Annotated in this window: 22 protein-coding genes; 17 read left to right on the top strand and 5 right to left on the bottom strand. The window is 59.7% G+C overall.

The annotated features are described in order from the left end of the window. Positions 1-25 precede the first annotated feature (25 nt). Positions 26-835: a DeoR/GlpR family DNA-binding transcription regulator gene (locus NKI24_RS17840; protein WP_023677380.1), complete on the bottom strand. Its 810-nt coding sequence runs from the start codon at positions 833-835 to the stop codon at positions 26-28. 187 nt (positions 836-1,022) lie between these two features. Here NKI24_RS17840 and NKI24_RS17845 point away from each other — a divergent pair, with 187 nt between their 5' ends. The 3 genes from NKI24_RS17845 to ggt (NKI24_RS17855) all read left to right on the top strand — a co-directional run bounded on the left by NKI24_RS17845 (position 1,023) and on the right by ggt (NKI24_RS17855) (position 6,904). Then, positions 1,023-3,125 carry a bifunctional rhamnulose-1-phosphate aldolase/short-chain dehydrogenase gene (locus tag NKI24_RS17845; RefSeq protein WP_352747040.1) on the top strand — a complete coding sequence of 701 codons (2,103 nt, stop codon included), beginning with the start codon at positions 1,023-1,025 and terminating at the stop codon, positions 3,123-3,125. 180 nt (positions 3,126-3,305) lie between these two features. Then, a complete protein-coding gene (gene rhaI / locus NKI24_RS17850; RefSeq protein ID WP_352747043.1) occupies positions 3,306-4,598 on the top strand; it encodes an L-rhamnose catabolism isomerase in 1,293 nt (430 codons plus the stop codon). Positions 4,599-5,167: 569 nt separating this feature from the next. Continuing rightward, positions 5,168-6,904 carry a gamma-glutamyltransferase gene (ggt, locus tag NKI24_RS17855; protein ID WP_352747046.1) on the top strand — a complete coding sequence of 579 codons (1,737 nt, stop codon included), beginning with the start codon at positions 5,168-5,170 and terminating at the stop codon, positions 6,902-6,904. A 64-nt stretch (positions 6,905-6,968) separates the two neighbouring features. Here ggt (NKI24_RS17855) and NKI24_RS17860 read toward each other — a convergent pair whose 3' ends face one another. From NKI24_RS17860 to NKI24_RS17870, 3 genes are all read right to left on the bottom strand, one after another. Beyond that, positions 6,969-7,310, bottom strand: coding sequence for a hypothetical protein (locus NKI24_RS17860; protein WP_292663955.1), 342 nt, complete (start codon positions 7,308-7,310; stop codon positions 6,969-6,971). 178 nt (positions 7,311-7,488) lie between these two features. Beyond that, positions 7,489-7,938 (bottom strand): hypothetical protein, encoded by a 450-nt coding sequence (locus NKI24_RS17865; RefSeq protein WP_352747049.1) that lies wholly within the window; start codon positions 7,936-7,938, stop codon positions 7,489-7,491. 140 nt (positions 7,939-8,078) lie between these two features. Continuing rightward, positions 8,079-8,378: a DUF1236 domain-containing protein gene (locus NKI24_RS17870; protein WP_352747052.1), complete on the bottom strand. Its 300-nt coding sequence runs from the start codon at positions 8,376-8,378 to the stop codon at positions 8,079-8,081. 423 nt (positions 8,379-8,801) lie between these two features. On the opposite strand from NKI24_RS17870, the gene NKI24_RS17875 reads away from it, so the two are divergent. The 13 genes from NKI24_RS17875 (at position 8,802) to NKI24_RS17935 (ending at position 24,013) form a co-directional block, all read left to right on the top strand. Then, positions 8,802-8,993: a DUF3606 domain-containing protein gene (locus NKI24_RS17875; protein ID WP_352747054.1), complete on the top strand. Its 192-nt coding sequence runs from the start codon at positions 8,802-8,804 to the stop codon at positions 8,991-8,993. Positions 8,994-9,212: 219 nt separating this feature from the next. Next, complete coding sequence (locus NKI24_RS35965) at positions 9,213-9,362, top strand: hypothetical protein (protein ID WP_502901470.1); 150 nt, start codon at positions 9,213-9,215, stop codon at positions 9,360-9,362. A gap of 654 nt (positions 9,363-10,016) precedes the next feature. Then, positions 10,017-10,394: a VanZ family protein gene (locus NKI24_RS17885; protein WP_352747059.1), complete on the top strand. Its 378-nt coding sequence runs from the start codon at positions 10,017-10,019 to the stop codon at positions 10,392-10,394. A gap of 512 nt (positions 10,395-10,906) precedes the next feature. After that, complete coding sequence (locus NKI24_RS17890; protein ID WP_352747061.1) at positions 10,907-11,578, top strand: GntR family transcriptional regulator; 672 nt, start codon at positions 10,907-10,909, stop codon at positions 11,576-11,578. An 85-nt stretch (positions 11,579-11,663) separates the two neighbouring features. Then, the gene (locus NKI24_RS17895) at positions 11,664-12,509 is read left to right on the top strand and encodes a transporter substrate-binding domain-containing protein (RefSeq protein ID WP_352747064.1); all 846 of its coding nucleotides are present in this window, start codon (positions 11,664-11,666) and stop codon (positions 12,507-12,509) included. A gap of 85 nt (positions 12,510-12,594) precedes the next feature. Beyond that, complete coding sequence (locus NKI24_RS17900) at positions 12,595-13,308, top strand: ABC transporter permease (protein WP_502901469.1); 714 nt, start codon at positions 12,595-12,597, stop codon at positions 13,306-13,308. Beyond that, positions 13,305-14,024, top strand: a complete 720-nt coding sequence (locus NKI24_RS17905) for an ABC transporter permease (protein ID WP_352453426.1) — start codon at positions 13,305-13,307, stop codon at positions 14,022-14,024. The genes NKI24_RS17900 and NKI24_RS17905 overlap by 4 nt, the downstream gene beginning before the upstream one ends. Positions 14,025-14,045: 21 nt before the next feature. Next, complete coding sequence (ggt, locus tag NKI24_RS17910) at positions 14,046-15,638, top strand: gamma-glutamyltransferase (RefSeq protein ID WP_352747066.1); 1,593 nt, start codon at positions 14,046-14,048, stop codon at positions 15,636-15,638. A gap of 532 nt (positions 15,639-16,170) precedes the next feature. After that, on the top strand, positions 16,171-16,554 hold the full coding sequence (locus NKI24_RS17915) for a hypothetical protein (protein ID WP_352453410.1): 384 nt from the start codon (positions 16,171-16,173) through the stop codon (positions 16,552-16,554). Further along, positions 16,551-17,306, top strand: a complete 756-nt coding sequence (locus tag NKI24_RS17920; protein ID WP_352698114.1) for an AAA family ATPase — start codon at positions 16,551-16,553, stop codon at positions 17,304-17,306. The genes NKI24_RS17915 and NKI24_RS17920 overlap by 4 nt, the downstream gene beginning before the upstream one ends. A gap of 13 nt (positions 17,307-17,319) precedes the next feature. Then, complete coding sequence (locus NKI24_RS17925) at positions 17,320-18,138, top strand: class I SAM-dependent DNA methyltransferase (protein WP_352747070.1); 819 nt, start codon at positions 17,320-17,322, stop codon at positions 18,136-18,138. Between the two features lie 1,082 nt (positions 18,139-19,220). Further along, entirely contained in the window at positions 19,221-23,294 is a 4,074-nt protein-coding gene (locus NKI24_RS17930; RefSeq protein WP_352747073.1) for a DUF927 domain-containing protein, read from the top strand. A 560-nt stretch (positions 23,295-23,854) separates the two neighbouring features. Then, entirely contained in the window at positions 23,855-24,013 is a 159-nt protein-coding gene (locus tag NKI24_RS17935) for a hypothetical protein (protein ID WP_352747075.1), read from the top strand. 135 nt (positions 24,014-24,148) lie between these two features. Here the strand turns inward: NKI24_RS17935 and NKI24_RS17940 are convergent, their stop codons facing one another. Next, positions 24,149-24,466 carry a Y4lK-related protein gene (locus NKI24_RS17940; protein ID WP_352747077.1) on the bottom strand — a complete coding sequence of 106 codons (318 nt, stop codon included), beginning with the start codon at positions 24,464-24,466 and terminating at the stop codon, positions 24,149-24,151. Positions 24,467-24,862: 396 nt separating this feature from the next. Between NKI24_RS17940 and NKI24_RS17945 the strand changes: the two genes are divergently transcribed. Continuing rightward, on the top strand, positions 24,863-25,336 hold the full coding sequence (locus NKI24_RS17945) for a hypothetical protein (protein WP_352747078.1): 474 nt from the start codon (positions 24,863-24,865) through the stop codon (positions 25,334-25,336). Positions 25,337-25,451 lie beyond the last annotated feature (115 nt).

The following is a 25,451-nucleotide window of genomic DNA, read 5'->3' on the forward strand; positions in this document are numbered from 1 at the left end:
TCGCCGCTGCGGGCGTGAGTGGTTCTCAGGCCTGCAGCGAAGATTCTTCCTTGTTGGTTGCCGTTGTGCGGGCGATGATCAGCGTCACGCCGGCGGTCTCCAGCATCTTGGCTTCGCGATCCTCGATGGCGTCGTCGGTGATCACCGTGGCGATGCGCGACAGGCCGCACAGGATCAGGCTCGAGCGTTTGCGGAACTTCGAGGAATCGACCAGCACCACCAATTCGTCTGCCTGGTCGATCAGTTTCTGCTCGGCCTGGATCAGCAGCGGGTCGCCTTCCATAAGACCGAGCGGCCCCAGCCCTTGCGCGCCCATGAACATGCGGCGCGCGTAGAAATTGCGCGTCACGTCATTGTCGAACGGCGAGAGGATGATGTTCTGCTCGCGGTAGATGGTGCCGCCCGACAGCATCACCGTGTTCTTGGAGTGCCTGAGCAAGTGCTCCGCGATCGGGAAGGAATTGGTGAAGATCGGCATGCGGCGGCCGGTAAGGAAATGCACCATCTGGAAGGTGGTGGTGCCGCCATTGATGATGATCGGCTCGCCGTCCTTGCACAGATCCACGGCTTCCCGCGCGATTGCCCGCTTCTGCGAAGCGTTGATGGTCTCGTTGACGGAAAAGGGCCGGCCGGCAAGGCCGATGAACTGCGGCGGCGAAAGCGCCTCGGCGCCGCCGCGCACCCGGCGCAGCCGTTTTTGCACATGCAACGCCGCGATGTCGCGCCGGATCGTCGCCTCCGACGACTCCGTCAGGTCGACCATCTCCTGCACCGTCACCACAGGCTTTTCCTGGACGGCGGACAGAATGATCCTGTGGCGCTCTTTCTCGTGCATGGTTCCTCCCTGCCGGAGCATCTAGTCACCCAAAGCGCGCAGTGTCAATCATTTCCGATCAGATAATTTCATTGTGCAATGCAATATGACTGATATTGATCGTTTGTGATTGACAAGGCCGCCGCTTGCGTAGAAATTCGTACAAAAGGGACCCGCGCCGTTTGCGTGTCCCAAAGGGAGGATACCTATGCTCGACAAGCGCTCCGGCACGCGCCTCGCCAATCTTTGGGATGACGCAAAAGCGCAAGCAATGAGCGAGCCCGAACGTCTGGTCTACCGCTCGAATGTTCTTGGCTCCGACAAGCGCGTCACCAATTATGGCGGCGGCAACACCTCCTCCAAGATCTGGCAAAACGATCCGCTCACCGGCGAGAGCGTGGAAGTGCTGTGGGTCAAGGGCTCGGGCGGCGACAGCGCCTCGATCAAGCTCGACGGCTTCGCCACGCTCTACATGGACAAATTGCGCGCGCTGAAAGGTCTCTATCGCGGCCTCGAACATGAAGACGAGATGGTCGGCTATCTGCCCCATTGCACCTTCAACCTCAACCCGCGCGCGGCTTCCATCGACACGCCGCTGCATGCCTTCGTGCCGAAGCCTTATGTCGACCATATGCATCCCGATGCCATCATCGCCATTGCCGCCGCCAAGGATTCGCAGGCGCTGACCAAGGAGATCTTCGGCGACACGATCGGCTGGCTGCCATGGAAACGTCCGGGCTTCGAGCTCGGCCTGTGGCTGGAGAAATTCTGCCGCGAAAACCCCGAAGCCAAGGGTGTCGTACTGGCCAGTCATGGCCTGTTCAGCTGGGGCGACACGCCGAAGGAATGCTACGAGACGACGATCTCGGTGATCAACCAGGCGATCGACTGGTTCGAGCGCAAGAGCAAGGGCAAGCCGATTTTCGGCGGCGAAGTCGTCAAATCCCTCGATGCGCCTGCGCGTCGCGCCGTGGCCGCAAAACTGATGCCGAGGATCCGTGGCCTGATCTCGGAGAACAGCCACAAGCTCGGCCATTTCGACGATTCCCCTGCCGTGCTCGAATTCGTCAATTCCAGGGATTTGCGGCCGCTGGCGGCACTCGGCACGTCCTGCCCGGACCACTTCCTGCGCACCAAGATCCGGCCGCTGGTCATCGAGTTCGACCCCCAAAATCCCGACGTCGATGCCGTCATTGCCCGTCTTGCCGATGATGTGGCGGAGTATCGCGTCGGCTATCAGGCCTATTATGACCGCTGCAAGCACGCGGATTCGCCACCGGTGCGCGATCCGAACGCCGTCGTCTATCTGATGCCCGGCGTTGGCATGTTCACCTTCGCCGGCGACAAGGCGACGGCGCGCATATCGGGCGAATTCTACGTCAACGCCGTCAACGTCATGCGCGGTGCCTCGACGGTCTCGACCTATGTCGGCCTGCCCGACCAGGAAGCCTTCGACATCGAATACTGGCTGCTCGAAGAGGCAAAGCTGCAGCGCCTGCCGAAACCAAAGGCTCTTGCCGGCCAGATTGCGCTGGTCACCGGCGGCGCCGGCGGCATCGGCCGGGCCACCGCCAGCCGGCTGCTGCGCGAGGGCGCGTGCGTCGTGCTGGCCGATATCGATGAAGCAGCCCTTGCCAGCGCCAATGACGAGCTTGCCAAGGCCTATGGCAAGGATTTCGTGCGGCCCGTAGTCATCAACGTCACGTCCGAGGATCAGGTGATCTCCGGCTTTGCCGAAACGGCGGTCGAATTCGGCGGCATCGATATTCTGGTCTCCAATGCCGGCCTGGCCTCCTCGGCGCCGATCGAGGACACCACGCTGACGCTGTGGAACAAGAACATGGACATCCTGTCGACCGGCTATTTCCTGGTTTCGCGGGAGGCGTTCCGGCTGTTTCGGGCGCAGAAGATCGGCGGCAACGTCGTCTTCGTCGCCTCCAAGAATGGGCTTGCCGCATCGCCAAACGCCGCCGCCTATTGCACTGCCAAGGCCGCCGAAATCCATCTGGCACGCTGCCTGGCGCTGGAAGGCGCGGAAGCGCAGATCAGGGTCAATGTCGTCAACCCCGACGCTGTGCTGCGCGGCTCGAAGATCTGGAGCGGCGAATGGAAGGAACAGCGCGCCGCCGCCTACAAGATGTCGACCGACGATCTCGAGGAGCACTACCGCTCGCGTTCGATGCTGAAGCGGTCGGTGTTCCCCGAAGACATCGCCGAGGCGATCTATTTCTTCGCCTCCGATATGTCGGCCAAATCGACCGGCAACATCATCAACGTCGACGCCGGCAACGCACAGAGTTTTACGCGATAAGCGACCGTCTTTGAGGGTTGCGCTGCCCCTCATCCGCCTGCCGGCACCTTCTCCCCGTATAGTGACGGGGAGAAGGGAAGCGCTACAACGCCGGTGATCCCCCTCTCCCCCTTGTTTTTTACGGGGAGAGGGTAAGGGTGAGGGGCAGCGCCGACCAACGCAAATTGGGAGGAAACCACCATGTCCGAAACCATCATCTCCGCCGACCTCGTCGACAGGCACAATGCCGCGCGCGATGCCGACCTCAGACGCGACTACGAGTCTCTCGGCGAGCGCCTCGACCGCCGCGGCATCGCCATCGACGCCATCCGCGACAAGGTCGAGAAATTCGCCGTCGCCATCCCGTCCTGGGGCGTCGGCACCGGCGGCACCCGCTTTGCCCGCTTTCCCGGCGCCGGAGAGCCGCGTGACATTTTCGACAAGATCGAGGACTGCGCCGTCATCCGGCAATTGACGCAGGCGACGCCGACCGTCTCGCTGCATATTCCCTGGGACAAGGCCGATCCGAACCGGCTGAAGCAGGCGGCATCCCGCTTCGGCCTCGGCTTCGACGCCATCAACTCCAACACCTTCTCCGACGGCAGGGACCAAAAACTTTCCTATAAATTCGGCTCGCTGTCGCATGCCGATGCAGCAACACGCCGGCAGGCGGTCGAGCACAATCTCGAATGCATCGAGATCGGCAGGACGCTGGGCTCCAAAGCGCTGACGGTATGGATCGGTGACGGCTCGAACTTTCCCGGCCAGGTCAATTTCGCCAAGGCATTCGAGCGCTATCTCGACGCGATGAAGGAGATCTATGCCGGACTGCCGGACGGCTGGAAACTGTTCACCGAGCACAAGATGTACGAGCCGGCCTTCTATTCGACCGTCGTGCAGGATTGGGGCACCAATTACATCATCGCCAAAGAGCTTGGCGACAAGGCGTTCTGTCTGGTCGACCTTGGCCATCACGCCCCCAACGTCAACATCGAGATGATCGTGTCGCGACTGATCCAGTTCAAGAAACTTGGCGGCTTCCATTTCAACGATTCGAAATATGGCGACGACGATCTCGACGCAGGCTCGATCGATCCCTACCGGCTGTTCCTCGTCTTCAATGAACTGGTCGATGCCGAGCTTGCCGGTGCCGAAGGTTTCGATCCGGCCCACATGCTCGACCAGAGCCATAACGTCACCGATCCGATAGAAAGCCTGATGTTGTCGGCGGTCGAGGTGCAGCGCGCCTATGCCCAGGCGCTGCTGGTCGACCGCAAGGCGCTCGAAGGCTTCCAGGACGCCAATGACGCGCTGATGGCGACGCAGACGCTGAAGACAGTCTATCGCATCGACGTCGAGCCGATCCTTGCCATGGCGCGGCTGAAGACCGGCGGCGCCATCGATCCGGTCGCCGCCTACCGCGCCGCCGGCTACCGAGCGAAGGTCGCAGCCAAACGGCCGGCGGTGGCGAGCGTCGGCGGCGGGATTGTTTGATGTTGGTGAAAATGAAAACCCGCCACGAAGGGCGGGTCGTTGGAGCCAATTAGCACCATACCGAAATTAGTAGCATAGCTGCCGGCACAAAGCAAGAACAAAATTGCTGTAACGTGAAAATTCTGGGAGCCGCGATGAAGCGTGGCCTTGTTTCCAACGCTGCGGCGCTCAGAAGTAACGGCATGGATCCTAGGGTCTCCGCGACGTCGCTTCGCTCCTGCTCCGCCCTAGGATGACGAAGGCGTGAGGGCCTGCAGCTAATCGCAGATGTTGGGGATTGGCGGCTGATGGCAATGGCAAACGTTGCAGGCTGGCGGCTGCTGGCAAATCGCAAACTTTCGGGATTAGCCGATCCCTCCCTCCCTTCGTCATCCTAGGGCGGAGCAGGAGCGAAGCGACGTAGCGGAGACCCTAGGATCCATGCCGTTGCAGTCGCCGAAGATTGCAACGGCGGTTGCGAGGCGAACCGGCACAGGCGTGCGAACCCTCCCGATTCTTTCGATCTTCGCAGTAGACTCAACCGCTCCAAGCGCGTTTCCTAGGCACACCCCCACGCTCGGAGAACGGCCATGCACAACACCCGCCGAACCCTAATCGCCGTCAGCCTTTCCCTCACCCTGACCTTCGTACCCTTCCTCGCCTATGCCGCCTCGCCGCAGCCGGCGAAGGGCGAGCACGGCATGGTGGTGACCGCCCAGCATCTTGCGTCTGAGGTCGGCGTCGAGGTGCTGAAGCAGGGCGGCAACGCGGTCGATGCCGCGGTCGCCGTCGGCTATGCGCTGGCCGTGGTCTACCCGACCGCCGGCAATATCGGCGGCGGCGGCTTCATGGCCATCCGCTTCAAGGACGGCCGCTCGACCTTCCTCGATTTTCGCGAGCGCGCGCCGCTGGCCGCGACCAAAACCATGTATCTCGACAAGGACGGCAAGCCGGTAAAAGGCGCCAGTCTCGACGGCTATCTGGCGGTCGGCGTGCCGGGCTCGGTCGCTGGTTTCGAGATGGCGCGGGAGAAATACGGCACGCTATCGCGGCAGGACTTGCTGGCGCCGGCCGTCCGCTTTGCCAAAGAAGGCTTCGTGCTGGAGCAGGGCGATGCGGCCTCGCTCCTGGGCGGCGCGGAGCGGTTGGCGAGGGACCCAGCGGCGGCGGCCATTTTCCTCAAGCCGGACGGCAAGCCTTATGCTGTCGGCGAGCGCCTTGTTCAGCCCGATCTCGCGGCTTCGCTTGACGCCATTTCCGAACGCGGGGCGGATGCCTTCTACAAAGGCGCGACCGCCGACGCCATCGTCAAGGCGAGTGGCGAGAAGGGCGGCATTCTGGCCAGGGCTGTTTTCGAAAACTATGCGGTGCGCGAGCTCAAGCCGGCAACCTGCAATTATCGCGGCTACGAGATCATTTCCTCGCCGCCGCCGAGCTCCGGCGGCGCCATCATCTGCGAGATCCTCAACGTGCTTGAGTTCTATCCGTTGTCCTATCTCGGCGCCGGTTCGGCCGAGACGGTTCACGTCATGGTCGAGGCGATGCGCCACGCCTATGTCGACCGCAATTCGGCGCTCGGCGATCCCGGCTTCATCGACAATCCGGTCGCAAAACTGCTCGACAAGAATTACGCCAGGGAAATTCGCGAAAAGATCGATCCGTTCCGGGCCGGCGTCTCGCAGGAATTGATGCCGAAAGGGTTTGGCGAGAGCAACGAGACGACGCATTATTCGATCATCGACAATGATGGCAATGCCGTCGCGGTAACCTACACGCTGAACGGCTCCTTCGGCGCCGGCGTTGTCGCCGCCGGCACCGGCATCCTGCTCAACAACGAGATGGACGATTTCACCCAGAAACCCGGCGTGCCCAATCTCTATGGCCTGGTCCAGGGCGAGGCGAATGCGATCGCGCCGAAAAAGACGCCGCTGTCGTCGATGAGCCCGACCATCCTCGCCAAAGACGGCAAGCCGTTCATGGTCATCGGCAGCCCCGGCGGTTCACGCATCATCACCATCACGCTGGAGGCGATCGTCAACGTCGTCGACCACGGCATGAACATCCAGGAGGCCATCGACGCACCGCGTATCCATCACCAATGGTTGCCCGACACGGTCTATATCGAACCTTTCGGCCTGTCGCCCGATACCGAAAAGCTGCTTACCGGCATGGGCTACCGCCTCGATCTTGCCGACACGACCTGGGGCCAGGCGGCCGGCATCCTGGTCGGCGGCAAGAGCCTGGCGGAAATCGAGAAGGGTGGCGGCGCCCGCTACAATGGCGCCATCGACAGCCGCGCCGCAGCCGGCAAGGCTATCGGGTATTAAACCCCAAAAAGTGGGAACCGGTTTTCGAATAAGATCATGGTCAACAAGAAGATTGCGCCTTGCTTCAGGTGACCAGCGCGATCGTCGACGCAATCAGCATCAGCGCCGCGATGCCGACGAACAGCGCGTAGATGCGCGGCCGGTCGAGCAGAAGCGCATTGCCGGATATCCATGCTGCAGTGGCGCCACCAAGCGCGAAAAAGAAGGTGCTGCGGCGCCCGAAGCTCAAGCCGGCAGCCATCAGGCCACCGATGATCAGGGCGCCGAACACGATGATCACGGCGACTGCGTATTTTTCGAAATCGTTGCTGCCGGCGCTCGGGCCGATTGCGTTCAACCTCGACAGATCGTCCGGATCGAACGGGCTGGTCGACCCATATTCGTCTTGACCGACAGGCTCATGCATTATTCGTTCTCCGTAAACCGACAGCAAATCATCAAGCCTCGTCGAGCGCAACCGCTCGCCGAACGTGATCGGCACGGTGTTCAACACTTTCTGGCGACGGCTTGCCAGAGATTTTTGGATGCGTGCTTTGATCGCCCCGCTGCCAAGCCTGGTCAAGCGCTTTGCCCGAGCTGAATCTTCATGCCGCCCTGGCCAAGGACTGCGTTGCCTGAACGGAAGCCCCAAGCACCGCCTGTGCGGCGTCGGCCTGCCTTTCATCGACATGCGCCAGCACCAGGATCACACCTTGTGCGGCATCCGGCTGGCCTGGCTGCTTGCGGATACCGGGCGATGTCCCGAAAAGTCTGTCGGCGACGCAGCCCAAGGCTGCACCGACGAGGGCCGATGCCAGCCATGCCGCGCCGAGGGGATCGATGCCGGGGATATCGAAGGCGCCGAGGCCGGCCAACAAGCCCGCCGCCGCGCCAAGGGCGGCACCGCTGCCTGGACCGCGCAAGACGGCGCCGATTTCGTCATCATAGGGTCCGATGACACTGATTTCGTGGCGGGCGATCCCTGCCGCCTGAAGTGCTTCGACGGCTCGCGCCGCCTGGTCATGGGAATCAAAAAGTCTGCTGATTGTTCGCATTGAAACTGCCTGTGAGGCCCCCCGGCCCTCGACGGTACGGCGAGGTTCCTGCTGGGCGAAGACGCCGAGGAACCGCCTAACGCATACGTCGCCCGCCGCTCATTTCCGAGCGGCGGGCGACGGCTGCCCGAACTTTCACGTCAATCGATGATCTTGACGATCTTGCGCGTGCCTGGGTCGACCACGACGGTGCGATTGTCGACGATGACATAGCGGTATTTGACGCTGGGGACTTCATGAAGCTCGACGGTATCGGGGAGCGTCGAGCCAATGTTGAGCTCCACCCCAGGGATTTTCACCGAGGCCAGCGGCTGCTTTTTCACATACTCCTTAATGACCGTTTCCTGCTGCGGTTCGATGACAACGTCTTGCGCCGCAGCGGCGCCGATGCCTGCCAGCAGCAAAAAACCCGCCACCGCGGTGGAAAGATGCATTCTCATGGTCGTCTCCTTTGCGAACTCGGTCCGCTCTTCGCGCCAAGGCTCATTCGAACGGAAGGCAGCTGAAAACGTTCCGTCGACGGGGCTTCGGTCCCGCCCGGCAGGGACCAACCGACGTGTTGCCGCAGGACCTAAGTCTGATCCTTGCGCGCAAAGGGTGGGTTTGCCGCGTGACCCGGAACCGCCGCGGCACCTAGCCGTTGCTGGCTGCACATTCCGGGAGGATTCCGTGGAAAAGGTCGACGGTTGCTCGCACCGGTCCTGGCTGTTTCCATTCCGATCGAACCCGGCATCTGCGCAGCCCTGTCCCTTCCTGCGCCGATAAGGGTTCGCGCGTCACTTTGTGGCGGGCGAACCCTCAAATTGCTGTGTGCACCAAAGTTGACCCCCCTGAAGCGAAGAGAAGGGGCGAGGAGAGCGGAAATGGCCGATGACAAGAGCAAGCGAGACTTCAGCGACCGCAATCGCGTTTCGGCGGATGAATATTATGAGGTCGAACATTTCGCGCGGCAAAATGGTGTTTCGCCCAGCCAGGTGAGCAAGCTGATCAAAAGGACCGGCGGCGACCGGATGATCCTCTCGCAGGCGGTGAAGGCATTGCGCGAGCGCAAGTGAGCTGGCGGCGAAGCCAACGGTGGAGAGGCACTGATCGCGATCGGCCGAGATCCGGCCAGCTATCGACAACGTGCCCGGATGCCGCCGCTTCGGCCAAACGCAATGCCCCGCTACTTCTTCGATTCCGATGAAGACGGAATCGTCTATTCCGACGATTAGGGAACGTTATATGACGATCTCCCGCTGGTCAGGAAAGAAGCCCTTCGCACATTGGCCGAGATGGCCAGGGATGGCCTTCCTCATCGCAGGATTGCAGTCAAGGTCCGGGACGACCGTGGCGGTCTGGTCCTTGAAGTGGCTTTGACCTTTGCCGTTGAAACGCGGCACTTCGACGAGCGGATTTTCCAGATCGACTTGCGCACGAACTGACGGCTCGATCATCATCGCGCCGACCATCATCAGATTTCTGGTGCAGCGGCATCTTCCCCTAGCGCGGAACATTAGAAGTCTCTAATTGTTATCTTAAGCAGCGGGAACCTCCCAGGATTCTGCTGCAGATCGGGTGCAACCCGATCGGCCCGCGCCCTCCGCCAGAGGCGCGGGCTTCGTTTGTTTAGCCGATGCGCAACGCCATACGGCGGAAGCATATTGGAGACCTGCGGGAGCACTAGTAACATCAGTCGCTACCGTGGCGCCCTGGCGCCCAGGCAACGGAGCCCGTCGTCCGACAGGGCGGCGGGCTTTTTTGACGCGGGTCGGTCATCACGCAATCGATGGAATTCTGGCCGGCGCTGCTTCGTGTGGCATGGGGTAAGGTGCCCTGACGCAGCGCCGGCCAAGCGGAAATCAGGTCCGCCGCAGCCAGATTGTAGCCGCGCTGGCGCAGCAGGTAATTGCGTGATCGCGGAAGCTACACCATGCAGAGCCCTCCCCAGCAGTTCGGCCTGCCAGCGGCTGACCCGAGGCATTCATTCATTCTGACGATGCACCGGACGCCCCGACGGCGGAAATTGGACACCGCGCTCGCTCTCGATTCAGCGGCCGGTGTTCCCTGCAGATTTCGGACGAAAGGCCATTCTATCCTTGTTGCGCCTGGATTCTTATCAGATCGTGGCAAGGATTGCCTTTCCGGCCGCGTTTGCCGGCGTTCTGCTGTTCGCCCTTCTGCCGGAGCAACTCCTGCAGGGCCTTGGCCTGGCTTTCACGTTTGATCACGACAAGCTCAATCACGCCGCCGCCTTCGTCATCCTGGCGGCTCTCGGAAGTCTCGGCTGGCCGGAACGCAAGGCGAAGCTGATCGTACTCCTCGTTCTCACGGGTGCGGCGATCGAGGGGCTTCAGGCCGTGCAACTGATAGGGCGCGACCCGGATTTATTCGACTGGGCGGCCGACTGCGCGGGAATCGCGTGCGGACTGATGGTTGCAGGCTGGACAAAGCGGCTCGCCGGCGGATTGCCATAGCTCGAAAGCGCATAACGGAATCGGCGCGCCCGTGCCCCAATAAGGGGAAAATGGCCGGCGCCACTTGGGGGGCGCGTTGGGGTAAGTTGCCTGATGGGGCGCCGGCCAGGCGGAAAAATTACGTCCGCCGCAAAATAACATAGCAGGTATGGCAAAGCGCGGCAGTAGCGTGATCGCGGAAGGTCCGCGTTGGCGCCCCGGTGCGGTGACCCGTTTTGGATCAACAAATCTGGCACCTGAATTGCATTGCAGGCAATGCCGGGAAATCCCGGCCATCGTCCCCGAATATGGGGCCTCGCCGCTTCGCAAATGGAGCGGCGGGCCTTTTTGCCGGATGTTGAAAAGTAGGCCGATCAGCGGCTTAGCTGATCACAGTGTGCTTAACCCGATTTCCCCTACCAAGTGCTTATTCTCACAAGAGAAATTCTAAAGCGCCCAAGCATCGGTGCTTGACACAGGTTTCGACAACTGGATAAGTGGATACACAGATACGCTCTGATCGGACCAGGGACATGGCAGCTGACGCAATCGAGCCGTTGGGCATCGCGACCGCCGAGGAGGAAGCTTATCGCCACATTCAGCGGGCCCTGAGGATGGGGCGTTATCGGGCCGGGGACCGGCTGATCCCGGAAGAGATCGCGACGGAAATCGGCATGAGCCGCATGCCGGTTCGCGAAGCATTCCGCCAACTGGCCGCGGAAGGTCTTGTGGTCATTCGCCCGAACCGTGGCTGCATCGTCGCCGGGCTTACCCTCGACGAGATCTACGAAACGTTTGAAATGCGCTCGGTGCTCGAAGGGCTGGCGGTGAGGCTTGCCATGCCGCACATCGATGTCGAAGTGCTTGAAGAACTGGAACGCCAGCTTGACCGCATGGAGCGCGCCAGCCAGACCGGCAGCAGCGACTGGGTCGTGCGCCATCAGGCCTTCCATTTGCAGATTTGCCAATTGAGCAACAGACCCAAGCTGGTCCGGCAGATCGCCAGCCTGCACGTCGTGATCGAGCCCTACCTGCGCATCTGGTTCGACTATGTCGACAAACCCGCCAGCGCGCGTGCCGAGCACGAGATCCTGATCGACGTGCTGCGGTCAGGTGATGCCGGCAAGGCTGAGATCGTCATGCGGGATCATATCGTCGAGACAGCGCCGCTTCTGGCCAACTTCGCAAGTCCCGGCCGCCGCTAGGGAATACCGTCTAACTCGTTGAAGCCGGAAGATAATCCGGCACGACGAAAGGGAACTGTCATACCGGCAAAAAGAGGAGAATGATATGAAAATTAGCCGCATCACAGCCATTGCGTCGGTCCTGTTCGGCCTGGTCCAGGCCGCCGTTGCACAAGAAACACCAAAGGCAATTACCATTGCCACCGAAGGAGCCTACGCGCCCTGGAATTTCACAACAGCCGACGGCAAGCTGGACGGCTTCGAAGTCGATCTCGCCAATGATCTGTGCGGGCGAATGAAGATCGAGTGCAAGATCGTCGCACAGGACTGGGACGGCATGATCCCCGCGCTGACCGTCGGCAAGTTCGACGTGATCATGGCGAGCATGTTCATCACTGAAAAACGTCTGAAGATCATTGACTTTACCCAGCCGTATGCCGTGGATCCCTCAGGTTTCGCGGTCGCCAAGGATAGCGAACTGGGCAAGCTCGGCATCTCCAACGAGCGGTTGAAGCTGGACAATGAAGCCTCTGCGCAGGCGGCAATCGACAAGCTCAAGCCATTGCTGAAGGGAAAGATCATTGGAGTTCAGGCTGCAACGGCGAACCTGGAATTCCTGAAAAAATACTTCTCGGACGTCGCCGAGATTCGCGAATACAAGACCACCGAGCAACACGATCTCGATCTCGCCGCGGGTCGCATCGACGCGCTCTTCGCGCAACAGACAGCGCTGGCCGCCACCCTGAGCAAGCCGGAGTTCAGCGACTATACGCTTGCAGGACCAGGGTTTGTCGGGGGTCTCTTCGGTCTTGGCTCCGGGGCCGGTATCCGCAAAGAAGACACCAAGCTGAAAGACATGCTCAACGGCGCCATCGACGCCGCGACCGCCGACGGCACGATCAAAACCCTGTCGCTTAAATGGCTCAAGAGCGACGTCACTCCAGTCAAGTAAGCGCTTGCCGGCGAACGGCCATTCCTGACCACGTTCCGGAGCTGAGCCGTTCGTCCTGCCGGGGGGATCAATGCCGGGGGTATCAATGGTTGACGTATTCCGGCTGCTTGGTTTCCAGCACGGAGGTTGGGGGGCTGCTCTTCTCATGGCGGCCTCGGTCACAGTGCTCCTGTCTGTGCTGGGCTTTGCGCTTGGCGCTGTCTTTGGCGGGCTGGCAGCGGCCGGGCGTCTCCGCAACTCCAAAATATTGAGGTTCTTGGCCCTTGGCTATTGCACGGTTTTCAGGGGCGTGCCCGACCTTCTGACCATTTATCTGCTTTACTATGGAGGTAGTGTCGCCCTGACCTCGCTTGGTCATAGCCTGGGCGGGTCCGGATTCGTCGGCGTTCCGGCCTTTGCCACTGGAACCTTGGCTATCGCGATCATCTCGGGCGCCTATCAAGCCGAGGTCTATCGAGGGGCTTACCTCGCCATCGACCAGGGACAGCACGATGCCGCTTGCGCGCTTGGTCTCAACCGGCTGCAGCGGCTGCGACAGGTTATTTTTCCCCAGCTCCTGAGATACGCGCTGCCAGGTCTCGGCAATGTGTGGCAGTTGGTTCTGAAGGACTCGTCGCTGATATCGGTAATCGGCCTCGTTGAACTGATGCGCCAGGCGCAGATCGCTGCAGGTTCGACCCGTGAACCGTTCATCTTCTACATTGCTGCAGCCTTGCTCTATCTGGCTATCGCTTCCGTCACGGGCCACGCCTTTTACCGTCTGGAACGGAAGGCGCCGTGGCGCGTCCGGTCGGCATGATAGATTTCGGTTTTTTCCTCGAAATCCTGCCGAAGCTACTCGCCGGCCTGCCGCTCACGATGGAACTGGCCCTGACTTCCATCGTTGCCGGCTTCGTTCTTGCCGTCACATTGGCGCTTGCCCAGCAATCGGAATCGCCCTTTGTCGTCTTGCCGATCCGTGGCTTCGTTGCCGTGTTCAGGGGCACGCCTCTGCTGGTGCAGATTTTTCTGACCTATTATGGCCTTGGTCAATTCCGGCACCAACTGTCGGCAATTGGATTATGGGCCGTTTTCCGCGAACCCTACTGGTGCGCAATCATCGCGCTGACACTCAACACCACCGCCTATGGCAGCGAAATCCTCCGCGGCGCGATTCAATCGGTGCCACGCGGCCTTGTCGAGGCGGCCCGGTCTGTCGGCCTGTCCACCTATTTGACCTATCGGCACGTAATCCTGCCGCTGGCCTTTCGCCAGGCGCTGCCGAGTTACGGCAATGAAATCATCCTGATGATCAAGGGCACGTCTCTGGCTTCCATCGTGACCTTGATGGAGGTGACTGGAATTGCCCAGGGATTGATCTCCCAGACCTACCGCGCCTTTGAAGTCTTCATCTGCGCGGGCGCCATTTATCTCACTTTGAACTTCGCGATCATCCGTGCCTTGGCGGCACTCGAATACTGGATGTCGCGGCATCTGCGGCACCGCCCCTCGACGATGAGCGACGCCGCCTCTTGAGCACGATCAGAAGGGCATAGCATGCGAAATTTTGAGAAACCAACGCGCTCGGTCGTCGTTTCACGCGAGGCCATGGCCGCCACCTCTCATCCGTCGGCGACCCTGACGGCGGTGGAGATCATGGCGGCCGGCGGCAACGCCATGGATGCCGCCATCGCAGCCTGCGCGGTGCAATGTGTCGTCGAGCCAGCCTCGACCGGCATTGGAGGCGACTGCTTCGCTCTTCTGTCGCGAAACGGATCCGGCGAGGTCATCGCCTACAACGGATCGGGCAGGACACCCGCCGCCCTCACAATTGACTGGTTCCTCGAACGTGGCATGGCGGAGGTGGCCCGCAATTCTCCTGGCTCCGTCACCATCCCGGGAGCCATCGATGCCTGGACCAGATTGCACGCTGATCATGGACATATGCCCTTCGATCAAATCCTGGCCCCCGCTATACGTTTCGCCGAGGAAGGGTACGCCATTTCACCGCGGGTCCATCGTGACTGGGCGTTGGAAGAAGAACTTCTGGCCTCCGATGTAGCCGCGAAACGGATTTTCCTGCCAAACGGCCGCGCGCCAGGCGTTGGCGAAGTGCATCGCCAGCCTGAGTTGGCTGCAACGCTGCGGCTGATCGCCAAGAAGGGACGAGAGGCCTTCTACACTGGCCCTGTGGCCGACGACATGGTCGTCTATCTTCGTGGGCTCGGCGGATTGCACACACTCGAAGATTTCGCCTCGGCAACAGGCGAATACGTGACCCCGATCAGCACGGCGTTTCGAGGCTGCGATGTGTTCGAATGTCCGCCGAATGGCCAGGGTGTGATCGCGCTGCTCATTCTAAACATCCTCTCGCGCTTCGAAGCGCACGGCGACCCGCAATCCGCGGACCGGCTTCACCTGGAAATCGAAGCAACACGCCTCGCTTACGCCGCGCGTGACCTGCTCGTCGCCGATCCTGATGCGTCCGAGGTCCCGGTGGCCGACATGTTGTCGAATGCCTGGGCCGATCGTCTGGCCGGCATGATTGACCTAAAGCGCGCCCGCGCGGACCTGCCGGCGTTCGATATGCCGCTGCACAGCGACACGGTCTATATTTCCGTTGTCGATAAGGATCGCAATGCGGTCAGTTTCATCAACTCGGTCTTCGACAGCTTTGGCTCGGGCCTGGTCTCGCCACGCTCCGGTGTCGTCTTGCACAATCGCGGGCAAAGCTTTTCGCTTGACCCCAAGCACCCCAATGCAGTGGCGCCGAACAAGCGACCTTTGCATACCATCATACCCGGGATGCTTGCGAGAGACGGCCGGGCAGAAATGCCTTTCGGCGTTATGGGTGGCTACTACCAGGCAATGGGCCATGCGCACCTGCTGACGAAGGTGCTCGACTTCGGGATGGATCTGCAGGAGGCGATTGATCTGCCGCGGGTCGCCCCCGTCAGCGGCACCATGAACGTCCAGGCCGAACACGGGCTCGCTGGCGAAACCGTAGCTGAACTTAGCCGACGCGGTTTCGAAATCATTCCGGCCACGGACCCGATCGGCGGTGCGCAGGCCATTCGCATCGATTGGGCAAACGGGACCCTGCTGGGCGGTTCTGAACCGCGCAAGGACGGCTGCGCCCTCGGTCTGTAGAGCGGTTATGGCCAGAGCGGGATCCAAGATGCCGAAGATGCTCTTCATCGTCATTTGGCCGGCGAGCAGGAGCCGCTGGCGCCATGGTCCAGATAATTTTTGCACGCCATCGACAATCCGATCGGCGCGAGGGTGTCACCCATGTCTTAGGTACAACTGTCACCCATGTCTCCGGGCCGTACAGGGAAAAAATGGTGCCCAGAGGCGGTTCGAACCACCGACACGCGGATTTTCAGTCCGCTTTCGGTGATTGATATTGTTCAGATTTTAGGCCGAATGTCGCGTTTGTGTCGCGTCAAGCCAAAAAGCGCCCGCTCGGCCTGAACTCGTTGCCCTGTTCAGCGTCCAAACACGCGTGCCGTGGTGCCGACAGTCATTCAGATGGATGATGGTATGGTTCGGCACTCCTAGTAAGCTCCGATCCACAGGCAATTTAGAGACTTTCTGAGGTCCATATTCCTATGGGCGCAAGCGGCGCGACGACGGAGGTGTTGGCGCAGGCGGCGGGGTCGGGTCGTCGAGGCTCGCACGCGTGGAAGCCACGACGACCGACGTCGACCAACGGGCAACCGTGGGGCGCTCGATCGATCAGGAGATGGCACGGGCGACGAGCCAGTTCGACAGCGACAGGCGTGTCAACCAGCCGCAAGCGCAGGCGATCGAGAAGCAATTGCAAGTTCTCAAGTCAACCGGCAACGCTGTCGCGGCTCAACAGGCGGGACTGCACGCCATGGAAAGGCAGTCTCCCGCCGCATCGCATCTCCTCCAAAGCTTTTTGCGGCGTCAGCAGGATGCCAGCGAGCGGGGTCAACTCGGCCAGGCTGATGCCAGAGTGTTTACGCTCGCCACACCGCCGGAGCGGGCGAACTCGCTTCATCCGATCTTTCTGCGTCCTGTTCGGGAGGTCCCTACATGATCATCGAGTTGTTCGGTCCGCCTGGTGCAGGCAAGACGACCCTTCTCCGCGCCCTTTGCCGTGAGCTGGCGAAACGCGACATCCGTGTGAAGACAGTCAATGGCTATCGCCGGATTGATTTTGTGTCTTTCGGCAGCGAAGTCGATTCGGTCGAGGATGAAGGCCCGGAGACACGCCATGGCATCCAGCGTCTGGTGCACAAGCTCGCCACCGCGAGTCCGGTCTTGTTCTCGACCCCGCCGAGCGAGGGGGCCGCTGCGCGGCTTTTGGCATCGATCCCTCCAAAAAGTCGAATATGGGCGTTGCGTCTGAAGATCGATGTCGTTTTGCTCTTCGAAGCCTGGAATACGGCGCAGGCCTCAGAAGGGTACTTCATTTTCGAAGAGGGCATCGTTCAGGCGTTGTGCGCGCTCGTCCTGTTGGCACGAAATCCAAGTATCGACATGGTTCGTAATTGCCTGACGTTCCTGCCGCGACCGGATCTCCTCATTCAAGTCGACGCGCCCGGGGAAACGCTGCGCCACCGCCTCATTGAGCGGTATGCGCGGCAGCCGTACCTCGAGCGCCTTCTCGAAGTCGGAGTGGTCAGGGGCCTGAAGCAAGCGGATATCGCGAGGGAGATCGGCCAATGCCTGCAAGACAAATGGCCGCTGATGCGTGTCGACGGCCTCGACCCACGCAATTTCGAACAGGTCGTCGCGCGCATCGTGGGGCACGGATTGCCCGCGACGGCATGCGTCGGGCCAAACTAGAGGCGCGAGTTGCATGGTGCTCACGGTGAGATCGTTCGTTGGCATTCGCAGATTTCTGCGGGCGCAGCGGCGACCGTTAGGCAGCGTCCATGAGAACCGTGCACCCGCTCGTCGGGATTACCGAGCAAGCCACCAGACGGATGGGTACGGTGCCCATTACTCCGACACGTTCCGGTCCGGCTACTATGCAGCTCTGTGGTCGGGTATCGAAAAGCCTTTGGTCGAACGTATTCTCCTGCCCGTCGGCGGGCCGAACCGGAAATGCCTGGACTTCGCATGCGGCACAGGCCGCATAGCAAATATCGCAGCTCAATTTTTTGGTGAAGTCGTCGGCGTTGACATCTCCCAATCTATGCTGGCTAGCGCACGGGTTCCGAAGAACGTGAAATTGGTCCGCGCTGATATTACGTTCTCTCCGCTTGCCGAAAGGTTCGACGTGGTCACGGCATTCAGATTCTTCCTCAATGCTGAAGATGAGCTCAGGAAGGATGCACTGTCGGCCATCAGCGCGCATTTGAACGAAGGTGGATTGCTAATCTCGAATATCCACATGAACGCGACTTCGCCAATAGGGCTGGTCTGCCGCATTCTGAACCGTTATGCAGGAGGGACAGTCCGCCACACTTTGAGCATTAAAGGATACGAGCAGACGCTCATTGCAAATGGCTTTATTGTCGAGCGGATAGTTGGGTACGGTTTTTTGCCGCGACCCGGGAAATTGCTGCCAAGACTCTGCGAAATATTGATCGTGCCGTTTGAAAGGATCTGCGCAAGTGCCAGGATTCCGGCGGAGCTTGCGCAGAATTTCCTGGTGGTTGCCAGAAAGCGGTAAAGCCGGCGGGCACATGAAATTTGAAACCGAGCATTTGCCATGAGGCTGGCTCAATCAGACAAAGCGCTGCTCGCCTCTGCTCATCAGTGCGTTTGGCGACGGCGCTCGCCGGTGACCAACGATGCACTTGCCTATCGTTCGCCCTGTTGAGGCGGCCTGACCGAATCCTCTGGTATGGCCTTTGCCCCGCTTACAAAAGTCATACCAGACCTCATTCGCTTCGCTTCCTACAGTCCGTGCTCGCTAATCGAGCAGCCGATTGATCGGACAGCAACATCGGCGCGCTTTACGCGTGCTCATGTCGCGTGGAGTTGTCGACAGTCGCAGGAAACCCTTGAAAATCAACGGTAACAGTTCGCAACACGGCGCGACATGAAATGCCGTAAGTCGCCAAGTTGGCGACACCGCAAGCCGTTGATTTTATGTGAAGAAGTAGTGGTGCCCAGAGGCGGATTTCGACCGAAACGACATTCAGCATTGATTTTACTACACAATTTCCGCTCGACTTCGAGTCTTTGTATGACACCGTGTATCACAAAAGGCAAGCCCAGACCCTCGCATTCTGAGAGTCCGATCGGCTGCCGGCGGTTTGGTAGCGTTGATGGTCGATCGGCTTGGTGATTTAGCAGGATGAGCGCAGAACCTCGCAGAATGCGATGCGGTCAAGTTTGAAAGTTACCAAAGCAGAATGCGAGTATAGAGCGAGATTACCACTTGGTAATGTCCCGCATATGCGGTCAGTCTGTCAAGCGTGTCTAACTCGTCGTGAGCCACTGTCACCATTTCCTTGACTGATTATTAAAGCGAGCGCATACCCAATCTTGCCGATCCGCCACGATACCCGACGCCGCTGACAGAAATGTCGGTGGCGTCACCATCGGGCACCGGCCGCAGCCATGTATTGGCTGACGTACGCGAGTTTTCGGTGACGGGGTCGCCAAAAAGATCGCCCTCACCCGTTAGCGTATCGTCGCGGAGATCGGCAAAAACCTCCCCTAGATCGCTGACACCGACTTAACAGGCGCGCGCCGCATTGGTGCGTCCAGCGGATTCGCGCGTCATGATCTAGGGTAACGAAAACCATGTCCAAGTCCCCTTCGGCCAAGAACAAGGCCTCCAACACCACCCAGCCATCCGCTTCCATCCATTCATTCGAGCCCTCGCAAGCCGCACGACAACTGCGCGCTATGCTGCCGGGTGCCTCGACTGTGACACTGTTCCATCGCAACGATGAGGGCAAACGCGAGGGCATCGTCACCAAGCCAATTGCCGATATTGCAGCAGCTATCCATGAAGCCCGCCACTTGGCCGGCGACAACCATGTGTTTGCAGCCCTCACAGGGCTCCGGCTGGCGTTCAAGGACAAAGCCGGCGCCAATGCCGCAACCGATCTTCCAGAGCCCTCCTACGCGCTCGATGGCCCCGGTGGCAGCATCCATCTTGTCTATCCCATGAAGTCGTCCGATCGGCTGGCCACGCTCCTCGCCAAACGCCGCAAGAGCGATACCGACGACGCCTACACGGATGACGACGTGCCGCTGGCCTATGCCGAGTACGGGCTGCATGCGGATGACTTGGCTGCGCTGGAGGCGCTGAAGCCCGGCGAGAATTTCAGGGTCTGCAAGGTGGAGGAGTTCGATGACGACGATCCATTAGGTGTCGAAGACACAGGGTTGAGCGAAGACGCAGGCCTAGGGCCAAGTGCAGAAAGCGAGGTCGTGTCCATTGACGGCGAGCCTACGCAAACTCTGAACGATGCGGAGGTCTACGGGGAGATTCCGCAGGCGATACTCGACAAGCCGCTGTTCGTGTCGGTCGCCAAGAAACGCGAAGAGAAGTTTTTCAAAGTGTCGCCGGAACTTCGTTTCAGCGACATTCTCATTTCTAACCTGTCCAAAATTCGCGTTGGGCAGAAGGATGGCGCATGCCTTGTGCCGGGCGTGCTTGTGGACGGCAGACGCCTGAATCAGGCCGTCACCAAGCTCTACATGATGGGGCTCGATGTCGATTCCGGTGCGTCGATGCAGGACACGATGCGCAAGCTCCAGACCATGGGGTTGTTCTTCGTCGCCTATACCACCCACTCGCATGGCACCACGACGCTGGAGGTCAAGAAAGACAAGTTCTTCAAGTGGGCAGATGACAATGGGCACCCGACCGAAGCGTCTGTCGAGACCGTCAAGCTTTTCTTGACAAACGAAGGCAAATACACCGAAGACGTGGTCGCTTCGGTCTCGATGGTGAACACGTCGCACGAGACCAGCGGCATCCAGTTGATCATCACCACCCGGCCGATCGACAAGTTCCGTCTACTGTTCATCCTTGAACAACCATACGTCATCGCTGAGCAGGAAGGCGCTCAGAAAGATGCTATCCGTGCATGGGGTGATATGATCCTCGGCATGGGCTCCCTGCTTGGCATCAGCGTCGATCGCGCGGCAAGAGACTGTTCCCGGCTCTTCTACCTGCCTTCCAAGGCCAAGGGCTCCACATCTGCCCGTGTCATCGTCTCGGCCGGCCGTGCGCTTGACTGGCGCTCCCTGCCACGCGTGACCGTAACCGGCACCGTATCCTCCGACCCGTTCGACCAAGCCGCCAGCATCATGGGCGGTAAAATCCGTGGCCAAATCCTGTCGCCGCAGAAGGGGTTGCATCTCCAGAAATGGGCGTCCGAACGCGCGCATGGTTTTCAGATCAGTTCGGTGTTCAAGGATCACTGCGATGACCGCATCCGGGTCGAGACCGGTCCCGGCAAGTACACGGTCGAATGCCCGTTCGACGACGACCACAGCAATGCCGGCGATCCGGATGATCCCGGCTGCTTCATTCAAGACGCCGGCATGGATGCCGAGAGCTTCACGTTCCGGTGTTCGCATGATAGCTGCGCCGGCCACGATCGCTTGGCCATGCTTGAAAAGGCAATGGTGGACGGTTGGTTCACCGACGACGTTCTGACTGATCCGGCCTACGACATCAGCGGAGCCGATGAGGAGGAAGAAGGCGAAGAGACGACGGCAGAAGAGCAGCCCCCTCAAGAGGAGGCCGAGGAAGAGGTAATTGAGGGCGGCACAGCGACCACGGCCGACATTGCTAGAGCCATGGACCTCGCCAACAAGGCGGTGGTCGGTATGGCCTCGGACAAGATCAGCGCCATCCTCAAGCAGCTTCTTCACATGGGGCAGTTCGACCGCCAGAGAATTCTCGCACTGCTGGGAAAGAAGGTGGAAATTCCAAAGCCGCAGTTGGAATCCCTGTTCAAGGCGATCGAGTTCAAGGCAGTCCCGGACGGAACCGGATTTCTGAAAGGCACAGGATTCCGACTGAACGAGGAAAAGACCGTCATCATCGACCGTGAAGGAAATGAGGTTTGCCAAGCCTTCGAGGTTGAAGGCCATTTCGAGGACGACAGCGGCGACAACGCCACGCTCTTCCTGAAGTTTGTTTCCATGGGGAAGACCAAAGTCAAGGCGATCGAGCGGGGTGATGCCTATGCTTACGGCAACCAAGTTGTGCAAGGTCTTGCCGGCATGAACTTCGACATCCTCGACGAAGAGCGCACCAAATGGCTTTTTCAGAAACTCAAGCCGCCGCTAACCGGGCAATGGGTCAGCCGGCGAGGTTGGCACGATGACGCCTTCCTGACCCTCGGTGGCGAGACCATCAAGCCGGAAGAATCATCGACGCTCACCATGCGCATGCGTGAGACCACGCGCCGGGACTTCGGCCCCATGGGCAACTTTGAAGACTGGGCTGACGCAATTGGCGCTGTGTGGGATGGGAACGCCGTAGGCCGCGAGCATCTTGCCCTTGCGATCATGATGGGCTTGGCCGGGCCGATCTTCGGCCGCTGTCACCCGAACGGCTTTCGCATTCTGTCTCTGCATGGCCCGACATCGCGTGGCAAGAGTCTGGCCTCCAAGCTCCTTGCAAGCGTGTCAGGTCCGCTGACAGACGAAGGTGGCTATCTCAATCTGCGCGCAACCTCGAATGGTATCGAGGCGACGTTGCCGGACCTCTCCGGACACACGCTTGCCCTCGACGAGGGCCAGCACATGAAGGCAGAGCATGCCAACGAACTGGTGTTCATGATGGAAGCCGGCGCCGGCAAGATCGCGGCCACGCAAAACCGCAGTGCAAGGCAGGTACGCCGCTTTGGCGGTCTCGCCATGCTGGCAAACGAAAAGCCTTGGGCACAGAAGCTTAAGGATGCCGACGTTGACGTGTCGCCGGGCTTCGACGCCCGCGTGCTCGATATCAACGTGGCCGGCGTGAAGGACTACCCCAAGGGCGAGGCGACGACGCTGACGACGCGCTTGTATGGTGTGGAGCGGCATAACGGATGGGCGCTGCCCAAGATCGTTAGAGCGCTGTTGGACGCAGACCCTAAGGCGCTGGCGAAGAAGGCCGATCGGCTGACGACCGCGCTTGCCGGCAAGGACGCCCTTGGTCTGGAGTCCAGATCGCTCGAAACTTTGGCATGGGTCTGGCTAGGCGGCATTCTCGGCAAAAAACTTGGCATTATCCCCGCCACGTTCAGCGTTGGTCGTGTCATCCGCTGGGCACGTGACAACCGGGTCACCGATGCGTCTAAGCCTGTGGCCGATCGCGTGTTGTCAGCTTTGCGCACCTCGATCTCGCGCCGGCGAAAGGTCGACATGTACCGATGGGAGTCCTTCGACCCCGATGCCTTCGGAGGATCGTCGCTTGGCGACGACGTTGAACGCGTCACCAAACCTTGGGCTGGGTTCTTCTACAAGGCGCGCAATGGCGAGGAACTAATCATCAATGCCGATGCGCTTCGCGGTATGGCCGGCAACATCTGTTCCGAGACCGAGATTGCACAGTACCTCCGGGACGCGGGTTACCTCAGAATGAAGGGGAAGAACCTGTTCCACGACGAGCTACCAGTGCGCGACGGTTCTGCCGAGAAGGTCAAGAACTATCGCGTTGTCTCGGCTTTCTATCTGGCAATAGACACGCTCGAAGCCGAGGGCACTGAGAAGGTTGAGCCCGAGTCGGATGCAGATGCAGATGCAGATGCAGATGCAGATGCAGATGCAGTGCCATCGCCGGCACCGAACGACGAGGCTGTCAAGCCGGCGAAGCCCAGACCCGAGAATGAGCGAGCACGCGCCCGACGCAAAAAAGCAGTCTGACAAGAAGGTTTGGCAACCCACGGCACGCGCCATTTGTGGAATGGCGCGTGCCGATTTGTGGACTTCGAAGAGCTAAGCGCAAAAATGCGATGTCAGCAAAAACAATGGGATAGCGGTCAATTGTGGAAATTGTGGAAATTGTGGACGTTTCTGGCAGATGAGAGAGGGTCTTATGATCTGACGTAGAGTCTTGCGCGCATTTCTCCATCTGGCGGGGTCTGTGTGCGGTCTCCAGGGTCTCTTCTTCCTATAAGTCCACAATTTCCACAATTTCCACAATTGACTCGCAAGCCTTTGAAATTATTGAGAAATAAATTGTGGACTTTTCTCGCACTTTTCCACAATTGTCCACAAATGGTTCCACAATCGGCTATGCTCCTCTCACTTATGAGTTTCACGCCTGCGGAAAGCAATTTCGATTCGCGCGGCTTTTTGCGTTATGGCGGCCAATTGCGCCAGACCACAAGCGCCCCGCCGGCGTGATCGCCAATGTCGTCTGTGTCGTGCGTTTTCCGCCGGAGAGGAAGCTGCGACTTTGTAACAAAAATTGGGAGGATTGAATGCCTTACGAGGTGGGAATGACCATCGGCTTAGAGAATGGACGGTGTATCGTGCATTTTCGCGGGGTGCGCCACGAATTACCAGGCACCTATAAAACCTTTGCCGAAGCAAACAGGGCGGGCGAGGAGTTCTGCCGCAAGCTCGGATGGGCCGGCTAATTCACACTGAGCACTACCCAGATTCTTCCTTAGCGCTGCTCCGAAAGTACGGCCTGACAGTACGTGCCGTACTTGCGCGTGTAGCCGCTCAGCAATCCCTACCGAGCGCCGTTTTCAGCAATGTAACCAGATTGTCTATCGCGATCCTATGCGTTGGAACGGCCCCCGCCGATGCCGCCGCGACGATGATCGACGGCGGCTATCATTAGCCCTTGGCTGCGGCACCTCGACATAGCGGCCGATCGATCGCAGGTATGCGATTATCTCTGCCATGAGGTGATCGCGTTCGCCGTAGGTTTCCTCAATCCATCGGACTTGTGGCTCGATGGCATCGAGTTGTGCTGGCGACAGATCAGCATCGCCAAATACATACCCAAAATGACCGACGGCGCAGATGTTGCAGCCAAGATCGACAACGGATTGCACAAAGGCGGGAATGTCTTTTTCCTGCATAGTCCTATTCGCGTCACGGCTGGCGATGGATGGCGACGCGGCCTGCCCCGCCGTGTACCTTCGGCCCGACCTCGTCGATACTTCGATATTTTGGTGCATTTTCTACATCACCCTCACTCAACCCGCCGAGTCAAGCCCATCGGAGCCGCAGCTAGAGCCGATGCTGCGAGCCTGCATAAAACCCTCACGCAGCCTCTCTCCTAGCGCGTCACGGCGGAGCAATGGTGGCGTTGAACCAATTGCTGCTCCACACCCGTCTCAAAGGTCACGGGAAGAGCCAGCGCCGTTTGTGCATTGGAGCACCACAGGGCCTCTTTGGGACCTTTGTCGCTTGCTTCTATCAGTTCAGTGTCGGCATGATATTCTTAGCACTGTTCAGCCAAAAGGGGTGCGACCATGTACGACCATTTGACGCCGTGGGAGAAGTTCCGGGCAGGGCGTGAAGCTATCGAGACGCTGAAGGGTGCGCTTGGCTTGGGAATGGTTATCTGGCTTTGGGCCGCCTTCAAAATCCACTACCTCGACAAGTTACCGGATTCCCTTTGGGATCACAGCGGCCGTGACAACGTTCAGAACTTCATTGACCACATTGCCAGATCAAATCTGGCCATTCTTTCGATTGCAGGCTTCGTTTTGGCTGGATTGCTCTTTTGCCTTATGACTCTGTTCGTATTGAGCTTCTATCTTGCTTCGATAGTAGATTGGTGGGACCAACTCTTTCCCAAAGAACTGGAGCTGGAGAAACGACCGGTAGCGCTTTTTATCGTTAAATGGGGCGTTCTCCTGCCTATGAGCGCTGTCATATGGATTGTGCTAGGTGGGGGCCTTTATCAACTGGCGAAGCTGGAATTGTGGCTGATTTATCGGTGAAGGAGGCCAAGGTGACGTAGGCCTTCAAATCGCGCGATTTCGGGGAAAAACGTGACGATCTTTCCTCCTATGAAAATTCGTTGCCCAAACCTCTGCCGATCCCCATTCATAATCC

This window comes from Mesorhizobium sp. M0701 (assembly GCF_040320365.1).
GTDB lineage: Bacteria > Pseudomonadota > Alphaproteobacteria > Rhizobiales > Rhizobiaceae > Mesorhizobium.